Origin of the sequence: Photobacterium carnosum, assembly GCF_021236965.1 — a bacterium.
Lineage (GTDB): Bacteria > Pseudomonadota > Gammaproteobacteria > Enterobacterales > Vibrionaceae > Photobacterium > Photobacterium carnosum.
Genome location: NZ_WMDN01000003.1, coordinates 310,106 through 333,569 on the forward strand (window position 1 = coordinate 310,106; position 23,464 = coordinate 333,569).

The following is a 23,464-nucleotide window of genomic DNA, read 5'->3' on the forward strand; positions in this document are numbered from 1 at the left end:
AGCAATCCTCGTTTATGTCAGGAAACTCCATGGAAAACTCTGAAAAGTTAACGAACAGTAAAGAAGTTATTGCATACATCGCTGAGCGTTTCCCAAAATGTTTCACTGTTGAAGGTGAAGCTAAGCCACTTAAAATTGGTATCTTCCAAGACCTTGCTGAGTGTCTTAATGAAGATCCAAAAGTAAGCAAGACTCAACTACGTACAGCTTTACGTCAATACACATCTTCTTGGCGTTACCTTCACGGTGTTAAAGCGGGTGTGAACCGTGTTGATCTAGATGGTAATGATTGTGATGTTCTAGAGCAAGAGCACGTTGATCATGCGCTTAAAGCTTTAGAAGAAAGCAAGGCTAAAGTACGCACTCGTCGTAAAGAGCAAGCAATTGCAAAAGCGGCTAAAGAAGGCGAAGCTAAAAAAACACGAGCAAAAACAGCTAAATCTAGTAACACTAAGCCAAAAACAGCTACTATTAAAAAGCAGCCTGTAGAGACGACACGTGCGCTTAATGCTGATGAAGTAATCGTAGGCAAAAATGTTCAAGTGAACATGGGTTCAGGTAACATGCCTGCGACTATTGTTGAAATTAATAAGGACGATGTGCGAGTTCGTTTAAATAATGGTCTAGTAATGGCTGTTAAAACGGAGCACTTGCGTTCATAAAGGAGAATGCGCGACACATGAATTGTCGATTCCGTTTCTCACTGATAGCTGCTGGCATGATGCTAGCAGCTTCGGTTCAAGCCTCTGAGGCTAAGTATGCATCAAGTGATGTGCCGCATCTTGCTCCTGAAAAACAGCATGCCACGGCGAGCACTAGGGTGGCTTCGCGTTATATGCGTTCCCACTATAAGCATTTTACGCTTGATGATCAGTTCTCTGGACAAGTATTCAATCGTTATATTGAAATGCTTGATTATAATAAAAGCTTTCTTAACGTTACAGATGTTGAGCAGTTTGGTAAGTGGAAAAACCAGTTAGATGATCAACTGAAATCAGGGAATACATCAGCTGCGTTTGATATTTTTAACAAAGTTCTTCAACGTCGTTTTGAGCGGTATCAGTTTGCGCTTACGCAATTGAATACTGAAATAAAATTCGATGATAAAGATGACTTTGTTATTGATCGTTCAGAGCTTGAATGGCCTAAAAACGATACTGAATTGAATGAGATTTGGCGACAACGTGTTAAATACGATGCGCTAAATCTTAAGCTTGCAGGAAAGAAGTGGCCTGAAATTCAAAAGACGTTAACTAAACGCTATAACAATGCGATTAAACGTTTAACACAAACACACAGTGAAGATGTATTTCAGTTATATATGAATGCTTTTTCACGTGAGGTCGATCCACATACAAGTTACTTATCGCCGCGCAATGCTGAGCAATTTCAGGCAGAGATGAATCTGTCATTAGAAGGAATTGGTGCAGTATTACAGGTTGAAGATGACTATACTAAAATTCGTTCTTTAGTTGCTGGTGGACCAGCGGCAAGTTCGAAGAAAATTGCAGCAGGCGATCGCATTATTGGCGTAGGTCAAGAAGGCAAGAAAGTTGTTGATGTAATTGGTTGGCGTCTTGACGATGTTGTGCAGTTAATCAAAGGGCCGAAAGGCAGTAAGGTTATTCTGGATATATTACCTGAAGGCAATAATGCAAAGAGTTACACCGTAACTATTGTACGTGACAAGATTCGTCTTGAAGATCGTGCAGCAAAATCGGAAGTGAAAACTATCGATGGTAAAAAAATTGGTGTACTCGAAATTCCAAGCTTTTATGTGGGACTATCAGAAGACACCAAAAAAGAACTGATCAAATTAAATGATCAGAAAGTTGATGGTGTTGTGATCGACTTACGTAATAATGGCGGTGGAGCATTAACTGAAGCAACTGCATTAACGGGGTTATTCATTTCAAGTGGACCTGTTGTGCAAGTACGAGACAGTTATGGTCGAATTAAAGTGAATGGTGATTCAGATGATCAAATTTCTTTTGATGGGCCATTGACAGTATTAATTAATCGCTATAGCGCATCAGCATCAGAAATTTTTGCTGCTGCGATGCAAGATTATGGACGTGCCATTGTTTTAGGTGAGCAATCTTTTGGTAAAGGTACGGTGCAACAACACCGGTCATTAAATCATCTTTATGATTTATTTGATAAACCATTAGGTCATGTTCAATATACTATTCAAAAATTCTACCGTATTAATGGTGGAAGTACTCAGAATCTAGGTGTTGTGCCTGATATTTCTTTCCCATCAGCGATTGATCCTGCTGAAACGGGAGAGAGTGTTGAAGATAATGCATTACCTTGGGATAGTATAAAGCCAGCAGGTTATAAGAAGTTACATAATTATAATACGCTTGTACCGATACTAGCAGCTGAACATCAAGCACGTATTAAAGATAATATGGAGTTTGGTTTTATCAATGAAGATATTTCTACCTATAAAAAGGAAAAGGATATCAATACTATTTCATTGAATAAAAAGACACGTGTAGCAGAACAAGATAAAGATGATTCTGATCGTTTAGCCCGTTTAAATAAACGTCAAAAAGCATTAGGTAAAAAACCTTTCGCTGATTTGGATGCGGTGCCAAAAGATTATGAAGCACCTGATGTTTATCTTGATGAAGCTGTCGCGATAACAGCTGATTTTAGTAATCAAAAGCAATCGTAATGATGATTAACGGAATGACATTACAGTGTTGATGTCTCTATTATCAAAGCGCTCTTCGGAGCGCTTTTTTTTATCTTTATTTTTTATCTACGCTTTTAGTGTCTTATTATTGAGAGAGAGTAAATTACAAAGTGTGATGTTGCGCATATTTTTCATCGAAAATTAGGTTTCCCAACTAACGTTAAGTATAAGGCCTTTGTAATTAGATAAGGTCAATAAAAACTAAAATGTTAAGCAAGGGGAAATGCGTATGATAAAGACGTTTTATTTTTTTTGGCTATTTATATTAAGCTTGTTTAGTTGTAATACTGTTGCTGATGATATTACTGAATTTGATTATCCTTTTTTATTAGGTAATTGGTATTGGTTTAGTAATCAAAAAGAAGGTATTGAAAATGAGGGGGAAAGTTATCGAGCAATGCATGTGATGTTTAAATCCGATTATCATTTTTCAATGCGATTATTACGCATTGATGGCAAAGTTGAACAGTGGACAGGTAATTATGATATTGATGACACCAATATTACTTTTATCTCAGCAGATGACGATGATCAGATACATACCTATTTACTTAACTATAATCGTTTTGTTCTTGATGGGGCTCAATTCACTAAATTAGCACCTGAACATTTAGCTGGAAACTGGCGGGCAAAAAATATTTCAGGTCAGGATGTTGCTGATAATATTTCAGAGTTTGCCTTATCATTACGGCCAGATTTTTTATTTTCCGTTGAAATATCTAATCAAGCAGGTAAAACAAAACAACATCGTGGTGTGTATTATTTAGAAGACGATCAAATTGTTTTATTATATGAAGAAGGGCAACATGATAGTCGTTTTGTATTAAATGGGCATAATACATTAACGTTGACCAATAAATATTTTGGTATGGAAGCGATATTAAATAGAGAGTAAAAATAATAATGAATGGTATTAATTATGCTAGCGCCAAATAGCAAAAGAGCGAACATTTATTGTTCGCTCTTTTTATTGATAGATGATCGCGGTAGGTTGTTCTTATTCGTTGACTAATTGAAATGCGGTACGTAATTGATCAAGATAGTTTTCATCACGACAAATACTTTTACCTGGTTCATCTGATATTTTGGCAACCGGTCGACCTTCACACTCTGTCAGTTTTAAAACGACATTCAGTGTTTTTACACCAGGTAGATCACAGGTAAGTTGCGTACCAATACCAAAGCTAACATTAACATTATCATTAAAGTGCTTGTAAATGACTAATGCTTTATCAAGCGTTAGACTATCTGAAAAAACTAATGATTTCGTTTTTGGATCAATGTCTAAAGCTTGGTAGTGTGCAATGGCTTTTTCACCCCAAGAAATAGGATCACCACTGTCATGACGTAAACCAATAAAACGCTCAGATAAACGCTGATCGAAGTCACGTAAGAATGCATCCATATTGATACAGTCTGTTAGAGCAATGCCTAAATCGTGAGGATACTCTTGTAACCAGCGGTTAAGTGCTAGTTGTTGAGAATCAGCTAATTCACCAGATAATTGTTGATGAGCTTGAAACCATTCATGAGCTTGAGTGCCAACGGGTGTTAATCCGCGAGTATAAGCTAAATAGTAATTTGAAGTGCCTTTAAATTCAGGCATATTATCTTTCAAATAATCAACTACATGATGATGAACATCTTTTGAAAAACGGCGGCGAGTACCAAAATCCACTAACGCAAATTGGCTTAAATCACAGTCTTTTGCATCGTGATAAAAGCGATCAATTTTTGTTTTTAGTTGCTCAATAGCAATGGCAGCTGTCGCTTGTGGATAAAGATGCTTACAACGCGTTTCACAAATAATGGCAAGTAAAGGTACTTCCCATAAAATGATATCAAGCCATGTACCACGAATAGTTATAGCCAGTTGATCACCTGAGACATCAACGTCAACGTCATTTGCTTTAAGTTTAAAATCTTTTAAGAAAGCAAGGTAATCAGCATGGAAAAAAGTTAGAGTCGATAGAAAATCGAGTTCACCTTGGGTGAAAGATAAGGTCGCAATATGATCAATTTGTGCTCTAATTTCAGCAGCGTATGGGCGTAGATCTTCTTCGCTACGGCAATGAAATTCTGCCACAGCTTCAACGCCTGGGTATTGATGAAAAACCGCTTGTTGCATATGCAGTTTATAAGCATCAGTATCTAGCAGGGAATCGATAACCCTATTATTGTGTCTGTTATTATTCATACCTGGTAGTAGATACTCACATTAATAAACTTAAAGAATTTATTTTTATAATTATAGGATCTTTAAATTCAATGTCTTGGACATGGTTTATAAGGTTTAGTAAATAAATAACTAAACTATTTAACTGGTGTGAGATTGTGACCTAAGAGGTGAACTACGTCAAGGAATATCAAGTTTAGGTGTTGTGACTGTTGCATTAATCATCTCAACGTGTATCGCGATTAAAGTACGGAAACGATTACGTTAACAATAATAAATGTTGTCTATTCATTCAAGCTTGAAAAGTGTTATTGGTGACACAATATTATTAAATAGCAATCAACATTAATCGGTAGCTCGTGCATGCAGCATTTGAGCAATCATCAAGGATATAAAAATAATGACAGAACATTCTACTGTGACTCAACCTGCAGCAAAATATCGTTCAGACTATCGCTCGCCTGATTACACCATTACGGATATCGATCTGACATTTGACCTTCATGATACCAAAACAACAGTTGTTGCCGTTAGTCATGTTGTACGAATTAGTGATCAAACAAATGCTGAATTAGTGTTAGATGGTGATGATTTAATATTGATCAGTGTGAGTGTGAATGGCCAAGCGTGGTCAGATTACCACCAGCAGTCAGGTCATTTAACGTTGGCAAACCTTCCTGCTGATTTTGAATTAGCAATCACGACTGAAATTAATCCTGAAGCGAATACTTTACTTGAAGGTTTATATAAGTCAGGTGGTGGTTTCTGTACACAGTGTGAGGCAGAAGGTTTCCGCCGCATTACGTTCTATTTAGATCGCCCAGATGTTTTGGCGCGTTTTACTACCAAAATTATTGCAGACAAAGCCGCTTTCCCATACATGCTAAGTAATGGTAATCGCATTGCAGAAGGTGAGCTTGATAACGGTCGCCATTGGGTTCAATGGCAAGACCCATTCCCAAAACCATCTTACTTATTTGCACTTGTTGCGGGTGATTTTGATGTATTGCGTGACACATTCACTACCATGAGTGGACGTGATGTTGCGTTAGAGATTTTTGTCGATAAGGGCAACCTTGATCGTGCTGATTATGCAATGGCATCATTAAAGAACTCAATGAAGTGGGATGAAGAGCGTTTCGGTCTTGAATACGATCTTGATATCTACATGATTGTAGCCGTTGATTTCTTCAATATGGGTGCGATGGAGAATAAAGGTCTGAATGTCTTTAACTCTAAGTTTGTATTAGCAAATCCAAACACGGCAACAGATACTGATTATCAAGGCATTGAAGCGGTTATCGGTCATGAATATTTCCACAATTGGACAGGAAATCGTGTTACTTGTCGTGATTGGTTCCAATTAAGCTTAAAAGAAGGCTTAACGGTTTTCCGTGATCAAGAGTTTTCTTCAGATTTAGGCTCTCGACCTGTTAACCGTATTGCCAATGTACGTATTGTACGTGGCCCTCAATTTGCTGAAGATCGTGGCCCAATGTCACATCCGATTCGTCCTGAAAAAGTCATTCAGATGAATAACTTCTATACATTAACCGTGTATGAAAAGGGCAGTGAAGTGATCCGTATGCTGCATACCTTATTGGGTGAAGCAAATTTCCAAGCAGGCATGAAGCTATACTTTGATCGTCATGATGGTACAGCAGCAACCTGTGATGATTTCGCACAAGCAATGGAAGATGCTTCTGGGATTGATTTAAACCGTTTCCGTCGTTGGTACAGTCAAGCCGGTACACCTGTTGTTAGTGTATCAACCGCTTATGATGCATCAGCGAAGAGTTACGCTGTCACTATTAAGCAGCAAACGCTACCAACAGCCGAGCAAGTTAAAAAGCAGCCACTGCATATTCCGTTTGATATTGAACTATACAATAGCAAAGGTGAAGTGATTGCCTTACAAATCAATGGCGAAACAGTACATAACGTACTTGATGTAAAAGAAGCCGAGCAAACATTTGTATTTGATAATGTTGAAGAACTGCCTGTTATCTCAATGCTACGTGAATTCTCTGCGCCTGTTATTTTAGAATATAACTACACAGACGATGAGTTAATTTTCTTAATGGTTAATGCATCAAATGAATTTGCTCGTTGGGATGCGGGACAAATGCTATTGGCTAAATATATTCGCCAAAATGTTGAGCAAGTACAACAAGGTCACAGTGTAACGTTACCTGACGCTGTGATTGATGCGTTCCGTGGCGCATTACTGGACGAAAACCTTGATCCCGCTTTCATTGCCGAAATGCTAACGCTGCCGAGTGAGAATGAAATTGCTGGTTGGTATACTACGGTTGATGTTGATGCGATTAATCAAGTTGTAGGTGCATTTACCCAATTACTTGCTTCTGAAATGGAAGATGAGTTTAGTGCTATTTATCATAGCTTAACGCAAGGTAGCTATAGCTTAGATCATGCGGCAATGGCACAACGCGCACTGCGTAATAAATGTTTGTCATACCTAGCATATACAGCGCAAGGTAATGCATTAGTTGCTGCGCAATATAAAGCGGCTGACAACATGACAGATACGATGGCTGCAATGTCGGCTGCTAATAATGCCCAACTTGCTTGTCGTGCAGAACAAATGGCTGATTTTAGCGATAAGTGGAGCCATGATGGTTTAGTGATGGATAAGTGGTTTATGCTGCAAGGCACCAATCCTGCGGCTGATGCATTAGCAAATGTGCGCCAGACTATGAACCATCCAACATTTAGCCTGAAAAACCCTAACCGTACTCGTAGCTTAGTGGCGGGTTTCAGTGCTAATAACCCGGTACATTTCCATGCAAAAGACGGTTCTGGTTATGCATTTTTAACTGAAATATTAACGATTCTAAACACCAGTAATCCACAAGTAGCGGCACGTTTGATTGAGCCTTTACTTAAACTTCGCCAATACGATGCTAACCGTCAACAACTGATGCGTGAGCAACTTGAAAAGTTAGCCGAGATGGATAATTTGGCTAAAGATTTGTTTGAAAAAGTACAAAAAACACTTGTTCAAAAATAAGTGATTGATGTTTTAACATGATTGTAAGCGAAAGCCAGTGACTGATTGATAATAGTCACTGGCTTTTATTTTATCTTATCTTATTGTTTTAAAGATTTTATATAACAACGAATGGGGGGATTAGCGATGCGCAGTTTTACGTTTACTATTAATATTAGTTACACTCTTTTTTTGCAACACTATGCGGGTGCTGCCAGTAATGTGGTGGTTGTAACTGATACTGGCTTAAAGCTTCAACTTCCTGCAATAAGACTACGAGGTTTTCTAACCCATGCTGGTATTACAGGAAAATTCCGTGTCATGGTTAATACTGATAATAAATTTGAGACAATTGAACGCCTTTAATGCTTATTTTGGCTTTATTTTATAGGTTATTAAAAATGGCCTAGGTAATGATATTGCATGCTATTTAGCGACGCTGTCACTGTATGTCATCCATAGAATGCCATCATTATTGATATTGTTGTGATTTTGTATGAATAAATAAAGTCAAAATTAAAATGTAAGAGAGGACACGTTCGCAGTTATTAATGAGAATAGCGGCTTTAAAATAATAGCTATAGCAGTAATATACCCCCTGTTTACTCAATATTTTGTCTACATCTTTTAATGTTGCGGGTTAAAAGCATTGGGTTTTATGTTTATCGTAAATGGAATGTATTAATAGGTAACTATTATGTAAGGCTAATGTTCTTAAATGAGTTGCTTTTCTGATCTGTACGAAAACGTTTGCTTTTTGTTATTATTATTTGAAATAAACTCTACTTATAACTCATTGTAAATGTTGATATAAAATATAAGCCTATGTTTTATTGATGATAATCAAACAAATAGGGATTGTATTTAGCCTTGTAACTGTGAATAATACCACCCCGTTTACACGGGATTTTTAATGGAGTTATAATGTTATATCGCATCGCACGATCCGCTATTTTCCAGCTGGATGCAGAAAAAGCACACGACCTCGCTATTCAAAACTTTTCTCGCTTTACTGGCACTCCTCTTGATTTCTTCTATCGTCAACATGTTCCTGAACGTCCTGTTGAAGTTATGGGTATTACGTTTAAAAATCCTGTTGGTCTAGCCGCTGGCCTAGATAAGAATGGCGAATGTATTGATGCATTTGGCGCTATGGGGTTTGGTTTTATTGAAGTTGGTACTGTGACACCACGTCCTCAGTTGGGTAATGATAAACCGCGTTTATTTCGTTTAATTCCTGCTGAAGGTATTATTAACCGTTTTGGTTTTAATAATTTAGGTGTCGATAAACTTGTTGAGAATGTCAAGAAATCGACTTATGACGGTGTTATTGGTATTAACATCGGTAAAAATAAAGACACACCTATTGAAAAGGGCGCTGAAGACTATTTAATCTGTATGGAAAAGGTCTATCAGTACGCTGGCTATATTGCGGTTAACATTTCTTCACCAAACACACCGGGATTACGTTCGCTACAATACGGCGAAGCATTAGATGATTTATTAGCACAGCTAAAACAAAAACAAATCGAGCTTGCTGAATTACATGGTAAGTATGTTCCATTAGCACTTAAGATTGCCCCCGATCTTGATGATGATGAAATTGTTCAGATTTGTGAATCTCTTATTAGTCATAATATTGATGGTGTTATTGGTACGAATACCACATTAGATCGTACCTTGGTTGAAGGCATGGATCATTGTGATGAAATGGGAGGCTTAAGTGGTCGTCCATTACAAAATAAGAGTACTGACGTTATTCGTAAAATGGCGATTGCCCTTAATGGTGCATTACCGATTATTGGTGTTGGTGGTATTGATTCTGCAGTATCTGCGCGTGAAAAAATTCAAGCGGGTGCGCAATTGGTTCAAGTCTATACGGGCTTTATTTATCACGGTCCACGTTTAGTTAAAGACATTGTTAACGGTCTTTAATATAACCGTATGATGTAATAAGACTATTATCTATTTAGCCAAATTGAATGTGATGTTCAATTTGGTTTTTTTATATCTGCAAATTAATAGCCATCAATTTTTTGATTAACATCTGATCTCAATAGTGCTGGTGGCTTTAAGTATTAAAATTAATTGAATGTTATGTCATCAAGTGGTTCATTGTTTTTATAGCAATTTGTATCTAATAAATACCTGATTTGAGTCTGTTTTTTCCTTATGAGAATAGTGATGATATTTTGGATAGTGACGTTTTAGTTGCAAATATTTACGCTGTATTTGTGTTCAAATAACAAAGATAGAATGTTCATAAGGAATCAAAGGCTGCCTTTTTCTGCTAATTAACAAATTGATTGTGGTAAAAACGAGGTATTTAATGTGATTTCAGTTATAATTCGACGCAATATTAGTGTGAAAAGAACGCCATGAATCAATATTTAGCAATTACTTCCCGCGGCCTAGAAAACTTGCTTGCGGATGAACTAGAACAATTAGGTGCACAAGAGATTCAAGTTGTGCATGCCGGTGTCCGTTTTAAAGCCGATCAAGCAATGGCTTATCGTTGCTGTCTATGGACACGTATTTCATCTCGAATCATCCAAGTGTTGAGTGAGTTTAATGTCCGTGACGATATGGACTTATACTTAGGTGCAACGGCAATTAATTGGATGAGCCACTTTGATAGCAATACCCGTATTGTGGTTGATTTCAATGGTACTAACCGTGAAATCCGTAATAGCCAATACGGCGCAATGAAAATCAAAGATGCGATTGTTGACCGCTTTACTAAAGCTGATCTTCGTCGCCCAAATATCGATCGTGAAAATCCAGATCTACGTATTCATATGCGTCTTTCTGGTGAGAAAGGTATTCTTGGCCTAGATATGGCAGGTAGCGGTTTACACCAACGTGGTTACCGTAGTGAAGCCGGTCGTGCGCCATTACGTGAAACACATGCTGCTGCATTAGTGATGAAAAGTGGCTGGACACCAGAAACTGCATTGTTAGATCCAATGTGTGGTTCTGGTACGTTAGTCATTGAAGCTGCAATGATAGCCGCTGATATTGCACCTGGCCTTAAACGTAAGCGTTGGGGCTTTGAGTCAATTAAAGACTTTGACAAAGAAGCATGGTTAGAGATTCATGCTGAAGCGACAGTGAAAGCGCGTCGTGGTCCTTCAAAAGTAACGACAAAATTCTTTGGTCGTGAAATGGATCAACGTGTATTAGCGATTGCTCGTGATAATGCGGGTCGTGCTGGCGTGAAAGGTTTGATTGATTTTGCCTACGGTGATGCAACACAACTGATTCGTCCTGAAGGATTTGAAACAGGCATCATTCTTTGTAACCCTCCTTATGGTGAGCGTTTAGGAACAACATCTGAACTTATCTCATTGTACAAAGAGTTTGGTAACCGTTTAAAACTTGCTTTTGAAGGCTCAGTTGCGGCTATCTATTCTGGCTCGAATGAATTGTTAAGTTGTATGCGTATGCGTGCAGATAAACAATTTAAATTAAGTAATGGTGCCCTTGATTGTGTACTTAAAACATACTTAATTACTGCTGGTAGTGTTAAGAAAGAAGAAGGTGAAGAAGAAGGCGTTATCGTTCAAGAAGACGTAGCTCCTGATTTTGCTAACCGCTTAAAGAAAAATATCGCTAAGTTAGGTAAATGGGCTAAGCGTGAAGGCATTGATTGTTACCGTATTTATGATGCGGATCTACCTAACTACAATGCTGCTATCGATAAATACAATGATTACCTTATCATTCAAGAATACGCAGCACCAAAGACGGTTTCTGAAGAAACCGCTCGTCGCCGTATTATGGATGTATTACGTGCCACGATTGAAGTAACCGGCGTTGAGCCAAATAAAGTTATTTTAAAAGTACGTGAGCGTCAAAAAGGGCGTAATCAATACCAAAAGCTATCAAGTGCAGAACGTCACATGACAGTGGATGAATACGGCATTAAGTTTAAAGTGAATCTTTATGACTACCTTGATACAGGTCTATTCTTAGATCACCGTATTACGCGTCGTATGATTAGTCAAATGGCAACAGGTAAAGATTTCCTTAACTTGTTTGCTTACACGGGCTCTGCAACGGTTCATGCAGCAGTAGGTGGCGCTAAATCAACAACAACAGTTGATATGTCGAATACTTACTTGCGTTGGGCTCAAGAGAACATGGAGCTTAATAACCAAGTAGGTGATCAACATGAGTTTGTTCAAGCTGACTGTCTGCAATGGTTACAAGAAGTTGATGATACGTTTGATCTGATCTTTATCGATCCACCAACGTTCTCAAACTCTAAGCGTATGAAGCAGACGTTTGACATTGAACGTGATCACATCATGTTGATGGAAAATCTAAAACGTATGTTGCGTCCAGAAGGACAAATTATATTTTCTAACAACAAGCGTCACTTCAAGATGGATCTTGAAAAACTGACTGAACTTGGCCTACAAGCGAAGAATATTTCAGACAAGACCTTACCAATTGATTTCGCTAAAAATAAGCAAATTCATAACTGTTGGATTATTACCCACAAGGAAGACTAAGTGTAAATCACACTTTATAGCACACAAGGACGTCATCTCTGCGAGCAAGCTTATGGTTTGCTGGTGGAGGTGGGTGTGCAGTATCAAGTAAGCATCGTTGATATTGCGTTTGACGATGCTTTATTTTCTCGTTACGGTATAACTATCCCCGTACTCTCAATTCTAAATCATGATGTTCACACTATTTCGGCGCCAGAACGTCATTGGCCATTTGACCGAAATAGGTTAGCAGCATGGTTAATTACTTATAAGCTTGGTTAAAATAAGATGGCACTAATTAAAATCAGTAACGCTCAACTAGCCTACGGCGATCATGCATTACTTGATAAAGCAGAATTTCTTCTTCATTCACATGAACGTGTATGTTTAGTGGGTCGTAATGGCGCAGGTAAATCAACGTTAATGAAAGTAATTGCTGGTGAAGTATTACTTGATGACGGTACCGTTCAACGTCAAAATGAGCTGGTGGTTTCACGTTTAGAACAAGATCCACCACGTAATGCTGAAGGCTCAGTATTTGATTATGTTGCTGAAGGTCTTGCTGATGCTGGTCGTGTATTACGTGAATACCATCATCAGTTAGATTTAGTGACAGAAGATCCAAGTGAAGCAAATATTAATAAGCTAGCGCGTATTCAAGAACAAGTAGACCATCATAATGGTTGGCAGCTTGATACACGTATTGCCGCAGTGTTAGAAAGTTTAAAACTTGAACCAACTGTATTATTAACAGATCTCTCTGGTGGTTGGCAGCGTAAAGCCGCACTTGCTCGTGCTTTAGTGTGTAATCCAGACATCCTATTATTGGATGAGCCAACGAACCACCTTGATGTAACAACTATTGAATGGCTAGAAGGTTTCCTAAAAGACTTCCGTGGTTCAATTATCTTTATTTCTCACGACCGTGCATTCATCCGTTCAATGGCAACACGCATTGTCGACCTTGATCGTGGCCAATTAACGTCTTTCCCTGGTGACTATGAAGGTTACCTTGATGGCAAAGAAGAGATGCTACGTGTTCAAGCTGAACAAAATTCATTATTTGATAAGAAGCTCGCACAAGAAGAAGTGTGGATCCGTCAAGGTGTTAAAGCTCGTCGTACGCGTAACGAAGGCCGTGTTCGTGCACTGAAAGCATTACGTAACGAACGTAGCGATCGTCGTGACGTTGTTGGTAAAGCTGATATGCAGCTACAAGATGCGAACCGTTCAGGTAAGATTGTCTTTGAAGCGAAAAATATCAGTTATAGTTACGGTGATAAGCCAATCGTTAATGATTTTAGCTTTAACGTAATGCGTGGCGATCGTATTGCATTAATTGGCGCGAATGGTTGTGGTAAGAGTACGCTAATCAAGGTCATGCTTGATCAACTGCAAGTTACCGGTGGTGATTTCCATTGTGGTACTAAATTAGAAGTTGCTTACTTTGACCAATATCGTGAAATTCTAGATCCAGAAAAAACAGTAATCGATAACCTTGCTGATGGTAAGCAAGAAGTAACCATTAATGGTAAAACTCGCCATGCGTTAGGTTACCTACAAGATTTCTTATTCCACCCACGTCGTGCTCGTACACCGGTTAAAGCACTATCTGGTGGTGAGAAAAACCGTTTACTACTGGCGAAATTGTTCCTTAAGCCTAATAACTTGTTGGTTCTCGATGAACCAACAAACGATCTAGATATCGAAACATTGGAACTTTTGGAAGATATTCTTGCCAATTATCAAGGGACATTGCTTTTAGTAAGTCACGATCGTCAATTTGTTGATAATACTGTGACTACAAGCTGGATTTTTGAAGGTGATGGTGTTGTTAACGAATACGTTGGCGGTTACCATGATGCCCAATCTCAGCGTGCGAATTCTTATGCTAATCAAGCGAAAGAGCAGGCCGCTCAAATTGAATTAGCAAAAAAGAAAAAAGCAGAACAAGAACAAAAGCAGCAACAAGAAACACCAAAACGCGTAGGTAAGAAGCTATCTTTTACACTTCAACATGAGTTAGCTGCTTTACCGAAAAAAATTGAAGACTTAGAAAATGAAATCGCAAAATTGCAGGTACTCGTTAATGATCCTGCGTTCTTCTCGGATCCGAAGAATGATACCCAAGCGACGCTAACAGCTTTAACGAAGCTTGAAGCCGAATTTGAAGTTGCATTTGAACGATGGGAAGAGCTGGACGCGATGTAAAAGGAATCCTAATGCCACATAAGATGTTAAAGCTTTCTACACTTGCTATTTTAATTGCAGGGGCCTCACAAGCGAGTGCTGCTGTATATACGGTTGTACCTGTTGATAATGGTAATAAAAACATCAGTAAAGTAATTAAAGATTTAGATTATTTTTCTGAAGCGCAGGCAAATGCTAATGAAATACCTATTTCTGTATTTTCAACAGGAATTAAAGCTTCTGTTGATGGTGAAAATTGTTTTATAGATAAGTGTGTAGAAGTTGTAAATGGACAGACTGTAGTTCTTAAAAATTATGGTGTTACAGGTGCTGCTCGTCGTGGTACTCAGGGTACGCCAATTAATGATACGGTAGCTTATAATCAGAACGATCAACATGTTAATGATTTTTCTGAATTAGAGCAATATTGTGACGCTAATCTTAATATAGGTTACTGTTCAAATGTTCAAGAAGGCTATATGTCTTGGGCTGGTATGCAATATTTTGGTGACAATTATAATCCAAATGCATCAATGTCAAATGAAGGCGTTGGTGGCTTGCAGAAAAAACAAGCAGCATGGAAAAATGATTATTATTCCAATTCGTTTGCACTTGATGATGGAAAGCATATAACATCTTTTGCTGATTTAGGTAAAGATAATTACTCGGGTAGTAAAAAAGATAAACTAGGTACAATTATTGATCATCCAACCACAGATGCTGTTGCTAATGGTATTGTTGGTGATTATGTTTATGGTACAACAACATCTGCATTATTTAAAAATACAGATGGCAATATGCCTCGCGCATTTGAAAAGCGTGGCTTTGTTAATACAGTATCTAAGAAAGTAGAATTACCTCCAGTTTCTAAAGGCTCTGATTTTGTTAATAACATGGGTCAAACAGAAGCTAATGGTGCTGTAGTTCTGACTAATGGAGATTTGTTAGTTGTTGGTTCATCATCATACGCACCAAGTTTTTATTTTGATGGTCGTGATGATGATAAATTACCAGATACTGATGATATTGGTATTGCAGCTGGTGGATTAGATTTTGGTAAATTAAAACAATGTATTACTAATCCTGATGTTTATTATAGTCGATGGGAATGTCAATTTAGTACGTTTGCAAACGAAGCTGCATATTGGCTAGTGAATACAGACGGCACTGTAACATCTCATGCTATTTCTGCGGGAAGCGGTGATAATCGTGATGGTTTAGCTGTTATTGATAAAGACAATGATTCACTATCATTCCAAGCATCAGCACAAGCAGTAGCATTAGATACGAATGGTGAGCCCATTGCCGTTGGTTATTCAACGGCAGATGTTAGAGATGATTACTATGCGATGCAAGCAGCATACTTTACTGCGAAATCGGCTGATTTAACGTCATGGACACGCACTCTAATACCTGGATTAGATATTAAGCCTGGTGATGATCGTGACTTTACTTACACTATTGCAAATGGCGTTAATAGTAAGTCTGTGATTGTAGGTGATGCAAAAGGTAATAGTGAGAAACCACAACGTGCATTTGTTTACAAAGCAGGACAAAGTAAAGCGCAGTTCTTTGATGATCTAGCTCCGACTATTTTCTTTAAAGATTCAAACAGTAATGCAGCTGCGATCAATAATAATGGTCAAGTTGTAGGTTGGGTTGATGTGGAAGCAAGCAATGGTGCAGAAGCGCGTCATCGTGCCTTTACTTACATCAATAGTACTGCACAAGGTCCACTCAAGACTGGTGGAGCTTGGATGCTTGATGATCTAACTAACGATCCAAGTGCTGGTGTCGGTTCTTTGGCAAATTCATACCGTATTCACGATGCAACAGGCATTAATAATGCGGGTGTAATTGCAGCGACTGCATCTTATTGTCAAGATGGTTATGCTAATCTAAGTAAACTGGCACATTGTAATAGTACTGAACAGCAGGTGATTGTTAAGTTAGTACCAAATGCAAATGCAACCGCTGCAGATATTCATCCACGAGCGAAAGATGAAGATCAACCACTTAAACGTTCTGGTGGTTCACTTGGTATTTTAGCTTTGACAGCGTTAGGTTTTATTGGTTTCAGAAGAAGAAAATAATTTATTAATTAAATTATTTAATCATAACGGGCTCACAATTTGTGGGCCCGTTTTGTTTTTAAGCTTGATCAATTTCATAATCTGAACCATTTTTAAAAGGGAGCTATAACACTCCGTTATTACTTTATTGTAATAAAAAGTACCAAACAGATAAGGATGAGGATCGAACTATGAAGAGACAAAAGCGGGATCGTTTAGAACGCGCACAAGCTCGAGGTTATCAAGCCGGTTTAAATGGCCGTTCTACAGAGGATTGTCCATATAATGGTACAGATGCCCGTACGAATTGGTTAGGCGGTTGGCGAGACGCAAGAGAGGAAATGCAACAAGGTCTCTATAAATAAGATAACCTCCCTCATGGTTAACCTTTCTGATGCCCCTTAGGAGAAGGGGCTTTTTATTACGTAAGTTATTATTGCCATCATTTTATTGCAATGGTGTTTATCACCACTTAATAAAAAGCTATCTATTTTATGTATTTGATTGAGTGGTTTTAAATTAGCAAGCATTAGGTTTAAACACAGTGTGTGGGTGGTTATATTTTTTGAGGTGATGGCTGGTGGACTTAAAATGAGATCAAAGATTATTTATTGCCCTAAAATGGGTAAAAAAAAGCCCTGAAGAAGACTTCAGAGCTTTAATGTTTTAGTTTCTAATCGAATTAAAAGTTGTCGGTATCTTTGAATAAACCTACTTTAAGATCTTTAGCAACATAGATTTCTTTACCGTCTACAAGTACACGGCCATCAGCAACACCCATAATAAGTTTACGGTTAATAACACGTTTAAATTGAATGTCGTAAGTTACTTTTTTAGCGGTTGGTAGAACTTGACCTGTGAATTTAACTTCACCAACACCCAGTGCACGGCCTTTACCTTCGCCACCAGACCAGCCAAGGAAGAAACCAACAAGCTGCCACATGGCATCTAAGCCAAGACAACCGGGCATTACGGGATCACCAATAAAGTGGCAGTTAAAGAACCATAGGTCAGGGTTGATATCTAATTCCGCATGGATAAACCCTTTGCCGTGGTCTCCGCCTTCAGCTGAGATATTAACTACACGGTCAATCATCAGCATATTGTCTACTGGTAATGATGGAAATTCAGGACCGTATAGCTCGCTTTTGCCACATGCAACTAGTTCTTCGTGTGTATAAGAATTCTGGCGTGTCATTAGAATCATTTACTCCTTCAAAAGTATGCAAGCAATTTAGCTTACACGTGTACGCTAAACAACTCGGATCAGTTCTGGCCCAACCAGTTGGAAATCATTAATCGAAGTCGATTCATAATACCAATCTGATCAGAAAGGTCACCATGGTGGAAATAATCGATGCGTTCTTCAATTAAAGAGAGGATTGTTTCATCATCTTCATTTTCACTGCGGAAGGCTTTATTTGTAAGACGAGGGATCGCCTCATCAACATTATTCACCGCCCAGATATGGAATTGTTTTGCTTTAATAGCTTCAATCACTTCATCGTTTAAGCAAAGGCTAGATAGGTTAGTATGCGGTAAAATCACACCTTGGTTACCAGTAAGGCCGCGATGAACACAAACCTTATAGAAACCTTCAATCTTTTGATTAATCCCGCCAACAGCTTGTACACGTCCAAATTGATCAACGGCACCTGTGACTGCAATTTCTTGATTAATGGGTTGAAATGATAACGCCGACACTAATGCACAAAGTTCAGCTAACGATGCACTATCACCATCGACTTCTGAATAAGATTGTTCAAAGACAATTGATGCTGAGTAGGGAAGCGCTTGATCTAAATCGAGTGCTGTTGCAACAAAGGCCTGCATAATCATCATGCCTTTCGCGTGAATATTACCACCAAGTTCAACTTTTCGTTCAACATCAGTAATATCACCATCGCCAAAATGGACTACACAAGAAATTCGTGCGGGTTCACCATAAGCATGTGGATGTCCAGGCATTTCAACCACAGTTAAACCATTAACCTGACCAACTTCTTCACCTTCAGTTGCGATTAATACTTGACCATGGTGGATATCAGCAATTGCACGCTCAGGTAAATATGATTCGCGATATTCTTTAGCTCTCAATGATGCTTTAATGTACTCAGCAGTGATTGGACGGCCTTCTGATTCTACAGCGGCTTCTGAGAGTAAATTTAGATGCCACAATGGGCATAATGGTAAGCGCGTTTGGTCTTCTGCGTGACGAGCGCCTGCAAATAACAGAGCTCGAATTGCGTCTGAGTCAGCAAGTGCGGGTAAGTTATAGTATTGGATAATACCTTTAATATAACTGATGTAATCAGTCATCGTCGCTTCATTAAGCAATAGATCTTGCTCAAATTCACCGTACATAGCCATACCATCACTTAAATCTGGCTCTGCAGCATCAAGTTCAGCCATGAGATAACGTTCGCCTATAATTATAAGCTTAACGTTAACTGTTTCTGTTGCTGGTAATTCATAGAGACTTTTATTAGTGATTGGTTGCCACTCAAGCTGACCATTCATCAAGACATTCTTTAACTGTGGCCATAAGCTTGGATCGCTTAAAATTGCAGTAATAGATAAAACAAGATAGCCGTTATGTGCTTGATGAAGTAAACCATATTTAAGCTGGGGTTGTGTCTCACCATTTTTAGCCGGATAAACTGCGCCAAATAATTTCTCATGAGTGACGTTGTCACCAGCAATGATAATTGGCTGTTCTACGGTATTTTCATTATTGTTGCTTGATTTGTTAATGCTTTTTTTTAGCAATTCAATAATGTAATCACGATATAACGTGTTATCGGAAGCCGTAATGCGTAGAATGCGTGGCTGTAAATTCATCGCGGTGAAGCGGCGTATAGCATCGGACAAGCGAGATTGAAGGATGCCGACCAGAGTAGGTTCTAGATCATCATATTGATCTAATACGTGCTGATACGGGCTGTAATCTGGAAACATGTTACGCCAAGATTCTTCATGCATAAATTTATGATTTCTATTGTTACTGTGAAAAGATGTGCAGTATAAAGCAATCAAAGGACTCATAATAGACACTTATCGTCTATATTTAAATTTCACTATTAAGGTTATTTAATATTGAGGGAAGAGATTGTTATTTTGCTTCGCAGGAGTTACACTGTAACTGTCAGTATAAATAGTTCGAGACTTATTAATCCTATGAAATATCAGCAACTTGAGAACCTTGAAGCAGGTTGGAAATGGACTTATTTGGTAAAAAAATGGAAAGAAGGAGAAGCAATAACAAGCTTTATTGATCAAAGTGAAGCGGATGTAGCAATAAAAATATTACTGGATATTGAACATGAACCAACTAAGGTTATCGAATGGATTAATAACAATATGGCGAATAGTTTAGAAAATAAGCTAAAGCAAGCCATTCGAGCTAAACGTAAGCGACATTTTAATTCAGAACAAACACATACGAAAAAGAAATCAATTGATTTGGATTTTCGGGTATGGGAAAAATTAGCTGAAAAATCACAAGAGTTGGGTTCGACGTTATCAGATACTATTGAATATTTGATCAGTGAAAGTTCTCGTATCGAACAAGTGAATCAAACTGTTTTAAATTCAAAGAATGATCTCACTCAGCAACTTAATTCAGATTCTTTTGAGTAATATACTTTTTGATTAAGTCGGTAGTGCTTTTCTTTTTAGTTAAATTTAATTATTGAGAGGTGTGTAATGGAATATGTTCTTTTATTAGCGGTTGTAGTCGTTTTTCTTGTATTTAAAGATCGTCCTATAATGGTGTTAGAGTTTAAAAATGGTGAGCTTATTAAGACGAAAGGACAAGTACCTTCTGGATTTAAAACGGCTTGCAAAGAAATCGCTCATAAAACACCATTTTCTGGGCGTGTAAAAGTATATAAAACACGATTTGCTACAAAATTAGATTTTTCAAATACAATTCCTGCTAAAGTAAAACAACGAATTAAAAATGTTTTTCCACATAATATATCTACATCTAAAAGTGGGAAAAGAGCATAAAAATATAATTTAAGAATAAAAAACGTTATTCTTAAAGATAGCGTTTTTTATTTAAATAAGGTTAAAAATGATAACGCCTTACGCAAAACGATTATTAAAAGGGGATGATTTACATCATTCACTATTAGAATTTATTCAATTAAATAAGATACAATCGGGTTCCTTATTAACAGGTGTTGGTTGTTTATCTCAAGCTAAAATCAGATTAGCGAATGAGCAAAAAATATTACATCTTGATGGGCCATTAGAAATTATATCACTATCTGGAACATTGACGCTTAAGCATGTTCATATACATATATCTGTGGCTGATGGAGAAGGGCGGGTATATGGTGGTCATTTAGTCTCTGGTTGTATAGTGTCTTATACGGCAGAGCTCTGCATGATTGAATATAATAATTTAAATTTTGAGTGTGAATATGATCATCAAACTGGATTTGATGAATTGGTTATATTGAAGCGTGATTAATAAGCCCAAGTGATTCATTCTTGGGCTGTAATTATTATCCAATAGATTTAAGTAATGCTTCTTTACTTTGAATAAAAAAAGCGATTTTTCCTTTTAATTCAGCAAGTTCTTTTTCTGCGTTTAAACGTAGAATGATTTCTTTTTCTAATTGTTCACCTACTTCAACGGCTAAATAACCACCTTTAATTAATGCTTTTGTTGTTACATTTGTTTTTGTTAAAGATTTTAATGATTCAATCATATAATAATGTTGTTCAATATCTCTTATTGTAATAGCCATATATATCCCTTTTATTATTAATGATATCAAAATGATAGCTGCTCGTGAATACATCATTCTAACGCACTATAACTTTATTGATATTAATAAACAACTCAGCTATAATCTTTACCTTTTAACTGACAATTCTTTTGCCTAACAATACTTCAGAAACTTTATTATTGGGGCAAGAAAAAGGAGAGTGTGATATATAAATAGCATCACCTGATCGTAGTGAATCAATAAAAAAATTACTAAACATTAACTGAGCATTGTTCTCATCTATATGTTCCATTCCAAATATATAATAATGATTTTGGAAGCGTAAAAATATACCATTTAGACGACTAGAATAATCGTTATTACTACATTTCCTTGAAATTAACATAGATGCGTAACCATCATTCAATGTTAACTGCAATGTGTTTTGTGTAATATTGTTATTTTTTATTGAAAATTGATATGTAGCTTTAGTATTAACAGAGCTAATTATTGCTTGTGTGATTAAAAAAACAATAGCAGTAAGAATGCCAATAAGCGCTTTATTTAACACTACATATTTCCTGTTTAATAGTAGAAGAGTAATCAACAAAATGATCATTATTCATACTAAATAATTGATAGTAGTTACATCCTTTACTTATAGGGAATGCATACCATTGACTGATATTGCTATTATCATTCTGTAATATTGCATTTTGTACTGGTTTAGGTAAATCGATACCATTATAAATCACAGGAAGCCCCTCAACAGAGGTTGTATCAATAAAGAACAGAAAACGATAACAAATCATTAATGTAGAAAAGAAAAAAATGATAATAATAATAATGTCAAAAAATGTAACATTAAATATGGATGTTTTTTTAATAGTCACATTTTTCAATTCTTGACTGATTATCTTTTCTTTTTTTTCCATATTACCAATAGGTTGTTCTTCATTTAAAATTAGTGTGTTTTTATTACCTCTCTTTATTACATCATTTTTTGGAGGATGAGAGCCATCATCAATGAGTGCTAATTGTCGAATGCAATAACCTAATTTAGGCTCTGTTGTTATTATTTTATGCTCTCCAATTTTCGCAAAAGCAGTGCGTAAATTTTTGATTGCGACCGTTAGTGAATTGTTAGTTACAATTTTTCCTTGCCAACATTCAGCTAATAAGACCTCTCTATATATCGTATTATTAGCTGACTCAGCAAGAAGAGTGAAAATTAAGGTCTCTGATCGAGAGGCTTTAATAAAAGCACCATCACTAATTCGCGTTATAGTTCTACGTGAAAAATCAATATCGAAACGCCCAAGACGTTTACAAGCGCCGTTTATTTCATCGGTCATTTTTATTCTTATCTATCAGTTTTAGCTATAAAACAATAGCTAAATTGTCATCAAACACACTATATCTAAACAGACAAAGTATCTTAGTATTTTATACAAAACCGTTAAATATGCAATTGTGAAATAAGTATAACCAGTATTAAATCTATAATGTCATGGTAATGTTCATTCTATTTGAACGGTTATCTATACATTATTATCTTAATTTTAAATATGTGCCTATTTATGATACTAATCAGGTTTATTATTTGAAGTAATTAATTGTGATCAAAATGAATTATAGAGTAGGGAAGTTAGCATCTTAAATTCATAGAATAGTTAAAGTCTAATTTTCAATGACCATATTGAGTCTCAATCTTGCCATGTTGCTCAACATATTCGCGCGTTGTCACCATGTAATCAAACGCAGATTCTGTTTCGCTAAACCGCAAGTTCATCAGTTTGCCGGTGGCATCATCAATGAAAACCAACAAACAACATTTGTCGCTGCGGCCTTCAAACCAATCATGATGTGAACCATCTATCTGAATTAACTCACCATAACAATCGCGACGATAACGAGGTTGATAAATGCAAGGCTTACGTTTGAAATGCGGAACCCAAAGGCCATCAGCGATCATCCATTGACGTAAAGTTTCTAATCCGATCTTAATACTGTGGCGTTCAATCAGTTTTTCACGTGCCAATGTGGGTCCGAAGTCTGCGTAATATTCGTGGATGAGATTTAAAATACGCAGCCT

The 23,464-nt window shown here is 37.2% G+C and carries 20 protein-coding genes and 1 pseudogene; 14 read left to right on the forward strand and 7 right to left on the reverse strand.

What is annotated here, in order from left to right; translation table 11 throughout:
- Positions 1-29 precede the first annotated feature (29 nt).
- The 3 genes from proQ to GLP24_RS05105 all read left to right on the forward strand — a co-directional run bounded on the left by proQ (position 30) and on the right by GLP24_RS05105 (position 3,599).
- Positions 30-662 (forward strand): RNA chaperone ProQ, encoded by a 633-nt coding sequence (gene proQ, locus GLP24_RS05095; RefSeq protein ID WP_101768346.1) that lies wholly within the window; start codon positions 30-32, stop codon positions 660-662.
- 17 nt (positions 663-679) lie between these two features.
- Complete coding sequence (gene prc / locus GLP24_RS05100) at positions 680-2,683, forward strand: carboxy terminal-processing peptidase (RefSeq protein WP_152652659.1); 2,004 nt, start codon at positions 680-682, stop codon at positions 2,681-2,683.
- Positions 2,684-2,933: 250 nt separating this feature from the next.
- Positions 2,934-3,599 (forward strand): lipocalin family protein, encoded by a 666-nt coding sequence (locus GLP24_RS05105; protein WP_232583955.1) that lies wholly within the window; start codon positions 2,934-2,936, stop codon positions 3,597-3,599.
- Between the two features lie 102 nt (positions 3,600-3,701).
- Here GLP24_RS05105 and pncB read toward each other — a convergent pair whose 3' ends face one another.
- Positions 3,702-4,901 carry a nicotinate phosphoribosyltransferase gene (gene pncB / locus GLP24_RS05110; protein WP_101768343.1) on the reverse strand — a complete coding sequence of 400 codons (1,200 nt, stop codon included), beginning with the start codon at positions 4,899-4,901 and terminating at the stop codon, positions 3,702-3,704.
- A gap of 379 nt (positions 4,902-5,280) precedes the next feature.
- Here pncB and pepN point away from each other — a divergent pair, with 379 nt between their 5' ends.
- From pepN to rmf, 8 genes are all read left to right on the forward strand, one after another.
- Positions 5,281-7,911 (forward strand): aminopeptidase N, encoded by a 2,631-nt coding sequence (gene pepN, locus GLP24_RS05115; RefSeq protein WP_232615634.1) that lies wholly within the window; start codon positions 5,281-5,283, stop codon positions 7,909-7,911.
- A gap of 126 nt (positions 7,912-8,037) precedes the next feature.
- Positions 8,038-8,256 carry a DUF2835 domain-containing protein gene (locus GLP24_RS05120; protein ID WP_101768455.1) on the forward strand — a complete coding sequence of 73 codons (219 nt, stop codon included), beginning with the start codon at positions 8,038-8,040 and terminating at the stop codon, positions 8,254-8,256.
- 558 nt (positions 8,257-8,814) lie between these two features.
- The gene (gene pyrD / locus GLP24_RS05125; RefSeq protein ID WP_232599764.1) at positions 8,815-9,825 is read left to right on the forward strand and encodes a quinone-dependent dihydroorotate dehydrogenase; all 1,011 of its coding nucleotides are present in this window, start codon (positions 8,815-8,817) and stop codon (positions 9,823-9,825) included.
- A gap of 443 nt (positions 9,826-10,268) precedes the next feature.
- Positions 10,269-12,407 (forward strand): bifunctional 23S rRNA (guanine(2069)-N(7))-methyltransferase RlmK/23S rRNA (guanine(2445)-N(2))-methyltransferase RlmL, encoded by a 2,139-nt coding sequence (rlmKL, locus tag GLP24_RS05130; RefSeq protein ID WP_101768340.1) that lies wholly within the window; start codon positions 10,269-10,271, stop codon positions 12,405-12,407.
- A gap of 6 nt (positions 12,408-12,413) precedes the next feature.
- Entirely contained in the window at positions 12,414-12,668 is a 255-nt protein-coding gene (locus GLP24_RS05135) for a glutaredoxin family protein (protein ID WP_232615641.1), read from the forward strand.
- A gap of 6 nt (positions 12,669-12,674) precedes the next feature.
- The gene (gene uup, locus GLP24_RS05140; RefSeq protein WP_101768339.1) at positions 12,675-14,597 is read left to right on the forward strand and encodes an ATP-binding cassette ATPase Uup; all 1,923 of its coding nucleotides are present in this window, start codon (positions 12,675-12,677) and stop codon (positions 14,595-14,597) included.
- Between the two features lie 11 nt (positions 14,598-14,608).
- Positions 14,609-16,669, forward strand: coding sequence for a DUF3466 family protein (locus GLP24_RS05145; RefSeq protein WP_232615635.1), 2,061 nt, complete (start codon positions 14,609-14,611; stop codon positions 16,667-16,669).
- Positions 16,670-16,839: 170 nt separating this feature from the next.
- Complete coding sequence (gene rmf, locus GLP24_RS05150; protein ID WP_045029021.1) at positions 16,840-17,013, forward strand: ribosome modulation factor; 174 nt, start codon at positions 16,840-16,842, stop codon at positions 17,011-17,013.
- A 317-nt stretch (positions 17,014-17,330) separates the two neighbouring features.
- Here rmf and fabA read toward each other — a convergent pair whose 3' ends face one another.
- Together fabA and GLP24_RS05160 are read right to left on the reverse strand one after the other, a co-directional pair.
- Positions 17,331-17,846: a 3-hydroxyacyl-[acyl-carrier-protein] dehydratase FabA gene (fabA, locus tag GLP24_RS05155; protein WP_152652664.1), complete on the reverse strand. Its 516-nt coding sequence runs from the start codon at positions 17,844-17,846 to the stop codon at positions 17,331-17,333.
- 68 nt (positions 17,847-17,914) lie between these two features.
- A complete protein-coding gene (locus GLP24_RS05160; protein ID WP_101768336.1) occupies positions 17,915-19,630 on the reverse strand; it encodes an AAA family ATPase in 1,716 nt (571 codons plus the stop codon).
- Positions 19,631-19,825: 195 nt separating this feature from the next.
- On the opposite strand from GLP24_RS05160, the gene matP reads away from it, so the two are divergent.
- The 3 genes from matP to GLP24_RS05175 all read left to right on the forward strand — a co-directional run bounded on the left by matP (position 19,826) and on the right by GLP24_RS05175 (position 21,128).
- Positions 19,826-20,287, forward strand: a complete 462-nt coding sequence (gene matP / locus GLP24_RS05165; RefSeq protein WP_101768335.1) for a macrodomain Ter protein MatP — start codon at positions 19,826-19,828, stop codon at positions 20,285-20,287.
- Between the two features lie 66 nt (positions 20,288-20,353).
- Positions 20,354-20,659: a DUF3634 family protein gene (locus GLP24_RS05170; protein WP_232578935.1), complete on the forward strand. Its 306-nt coding sequence runs from the start codon at positions 20,354-20,356 to the stop codon at positions 20,657-20,659.
- Positions 20,660-20,726: 67 nt separating this feature from the next.
- A complete protein-coding gene (locus GLP24_RS05175) occupies positions 20,727-21,128 on the forward strand; it encodes a PPC domain-containing DNA-binding protein (RefSeq protein ID WP_232578936.1) in 402 nt (133 codons plus the stop codon).
- 34 nt (positions 21,129-21,162) lie between these two features.
- Here the strand turns inward: GLP24_RS05175 and GLP24_RS05180 are convergent, their stop codons facing one another.
- The 4 genes and pseudogenes from GLP24_RS05180 to GLP24_RS05195 all read right to left on the reverse strand — a co-directional run.
- On the reverse strand, positions 21,163-21,408 hold the full coding sequence (locus tag GLP24_RS05180) for a hypothetical protein (RefSeq protein ID WP_101768332.1): 246 nt from the start codon (positions 21,406-21,408) through the stop codon (positions 21,163-21,165).
- A gap of 115 nt (positions 21,409-21,523) precedes the next feature.
- The gene (locus tag GLP24_RS05185) at positions 21,524-21,940 is read right to left on the reverse strand and encodes a hypothetical protein (RefSeq protein WP_232615636.1); all 417 of its coding nucleotides are present in this window, start codon (positions 21,938-21,940) and stop codon (positions 21,524-21,526) included.
- Positions 21,930-22,724, reverse strand: a complete 795-nt coding sequence (locus tag GLP24_RS05190) for a winged helix-turn-helix domain-containing protein (RefSeq protein WP_232615637.1) — start codon at positions 22,722-22,724, stop codon at positions 21,930-21,932. Before GLP24_RS05190 ends, GLP24_RS05185 begins: the two co-directional genes overlap by 11 nt.
- Positions 22,725-23,080: 356 nt before the next feature.
- A pseudogene (locus GLP24_RS05195) lies at positions 23,081-23,464 on the reverse strand (ISNCY family transposase); the annotation flags it as partial.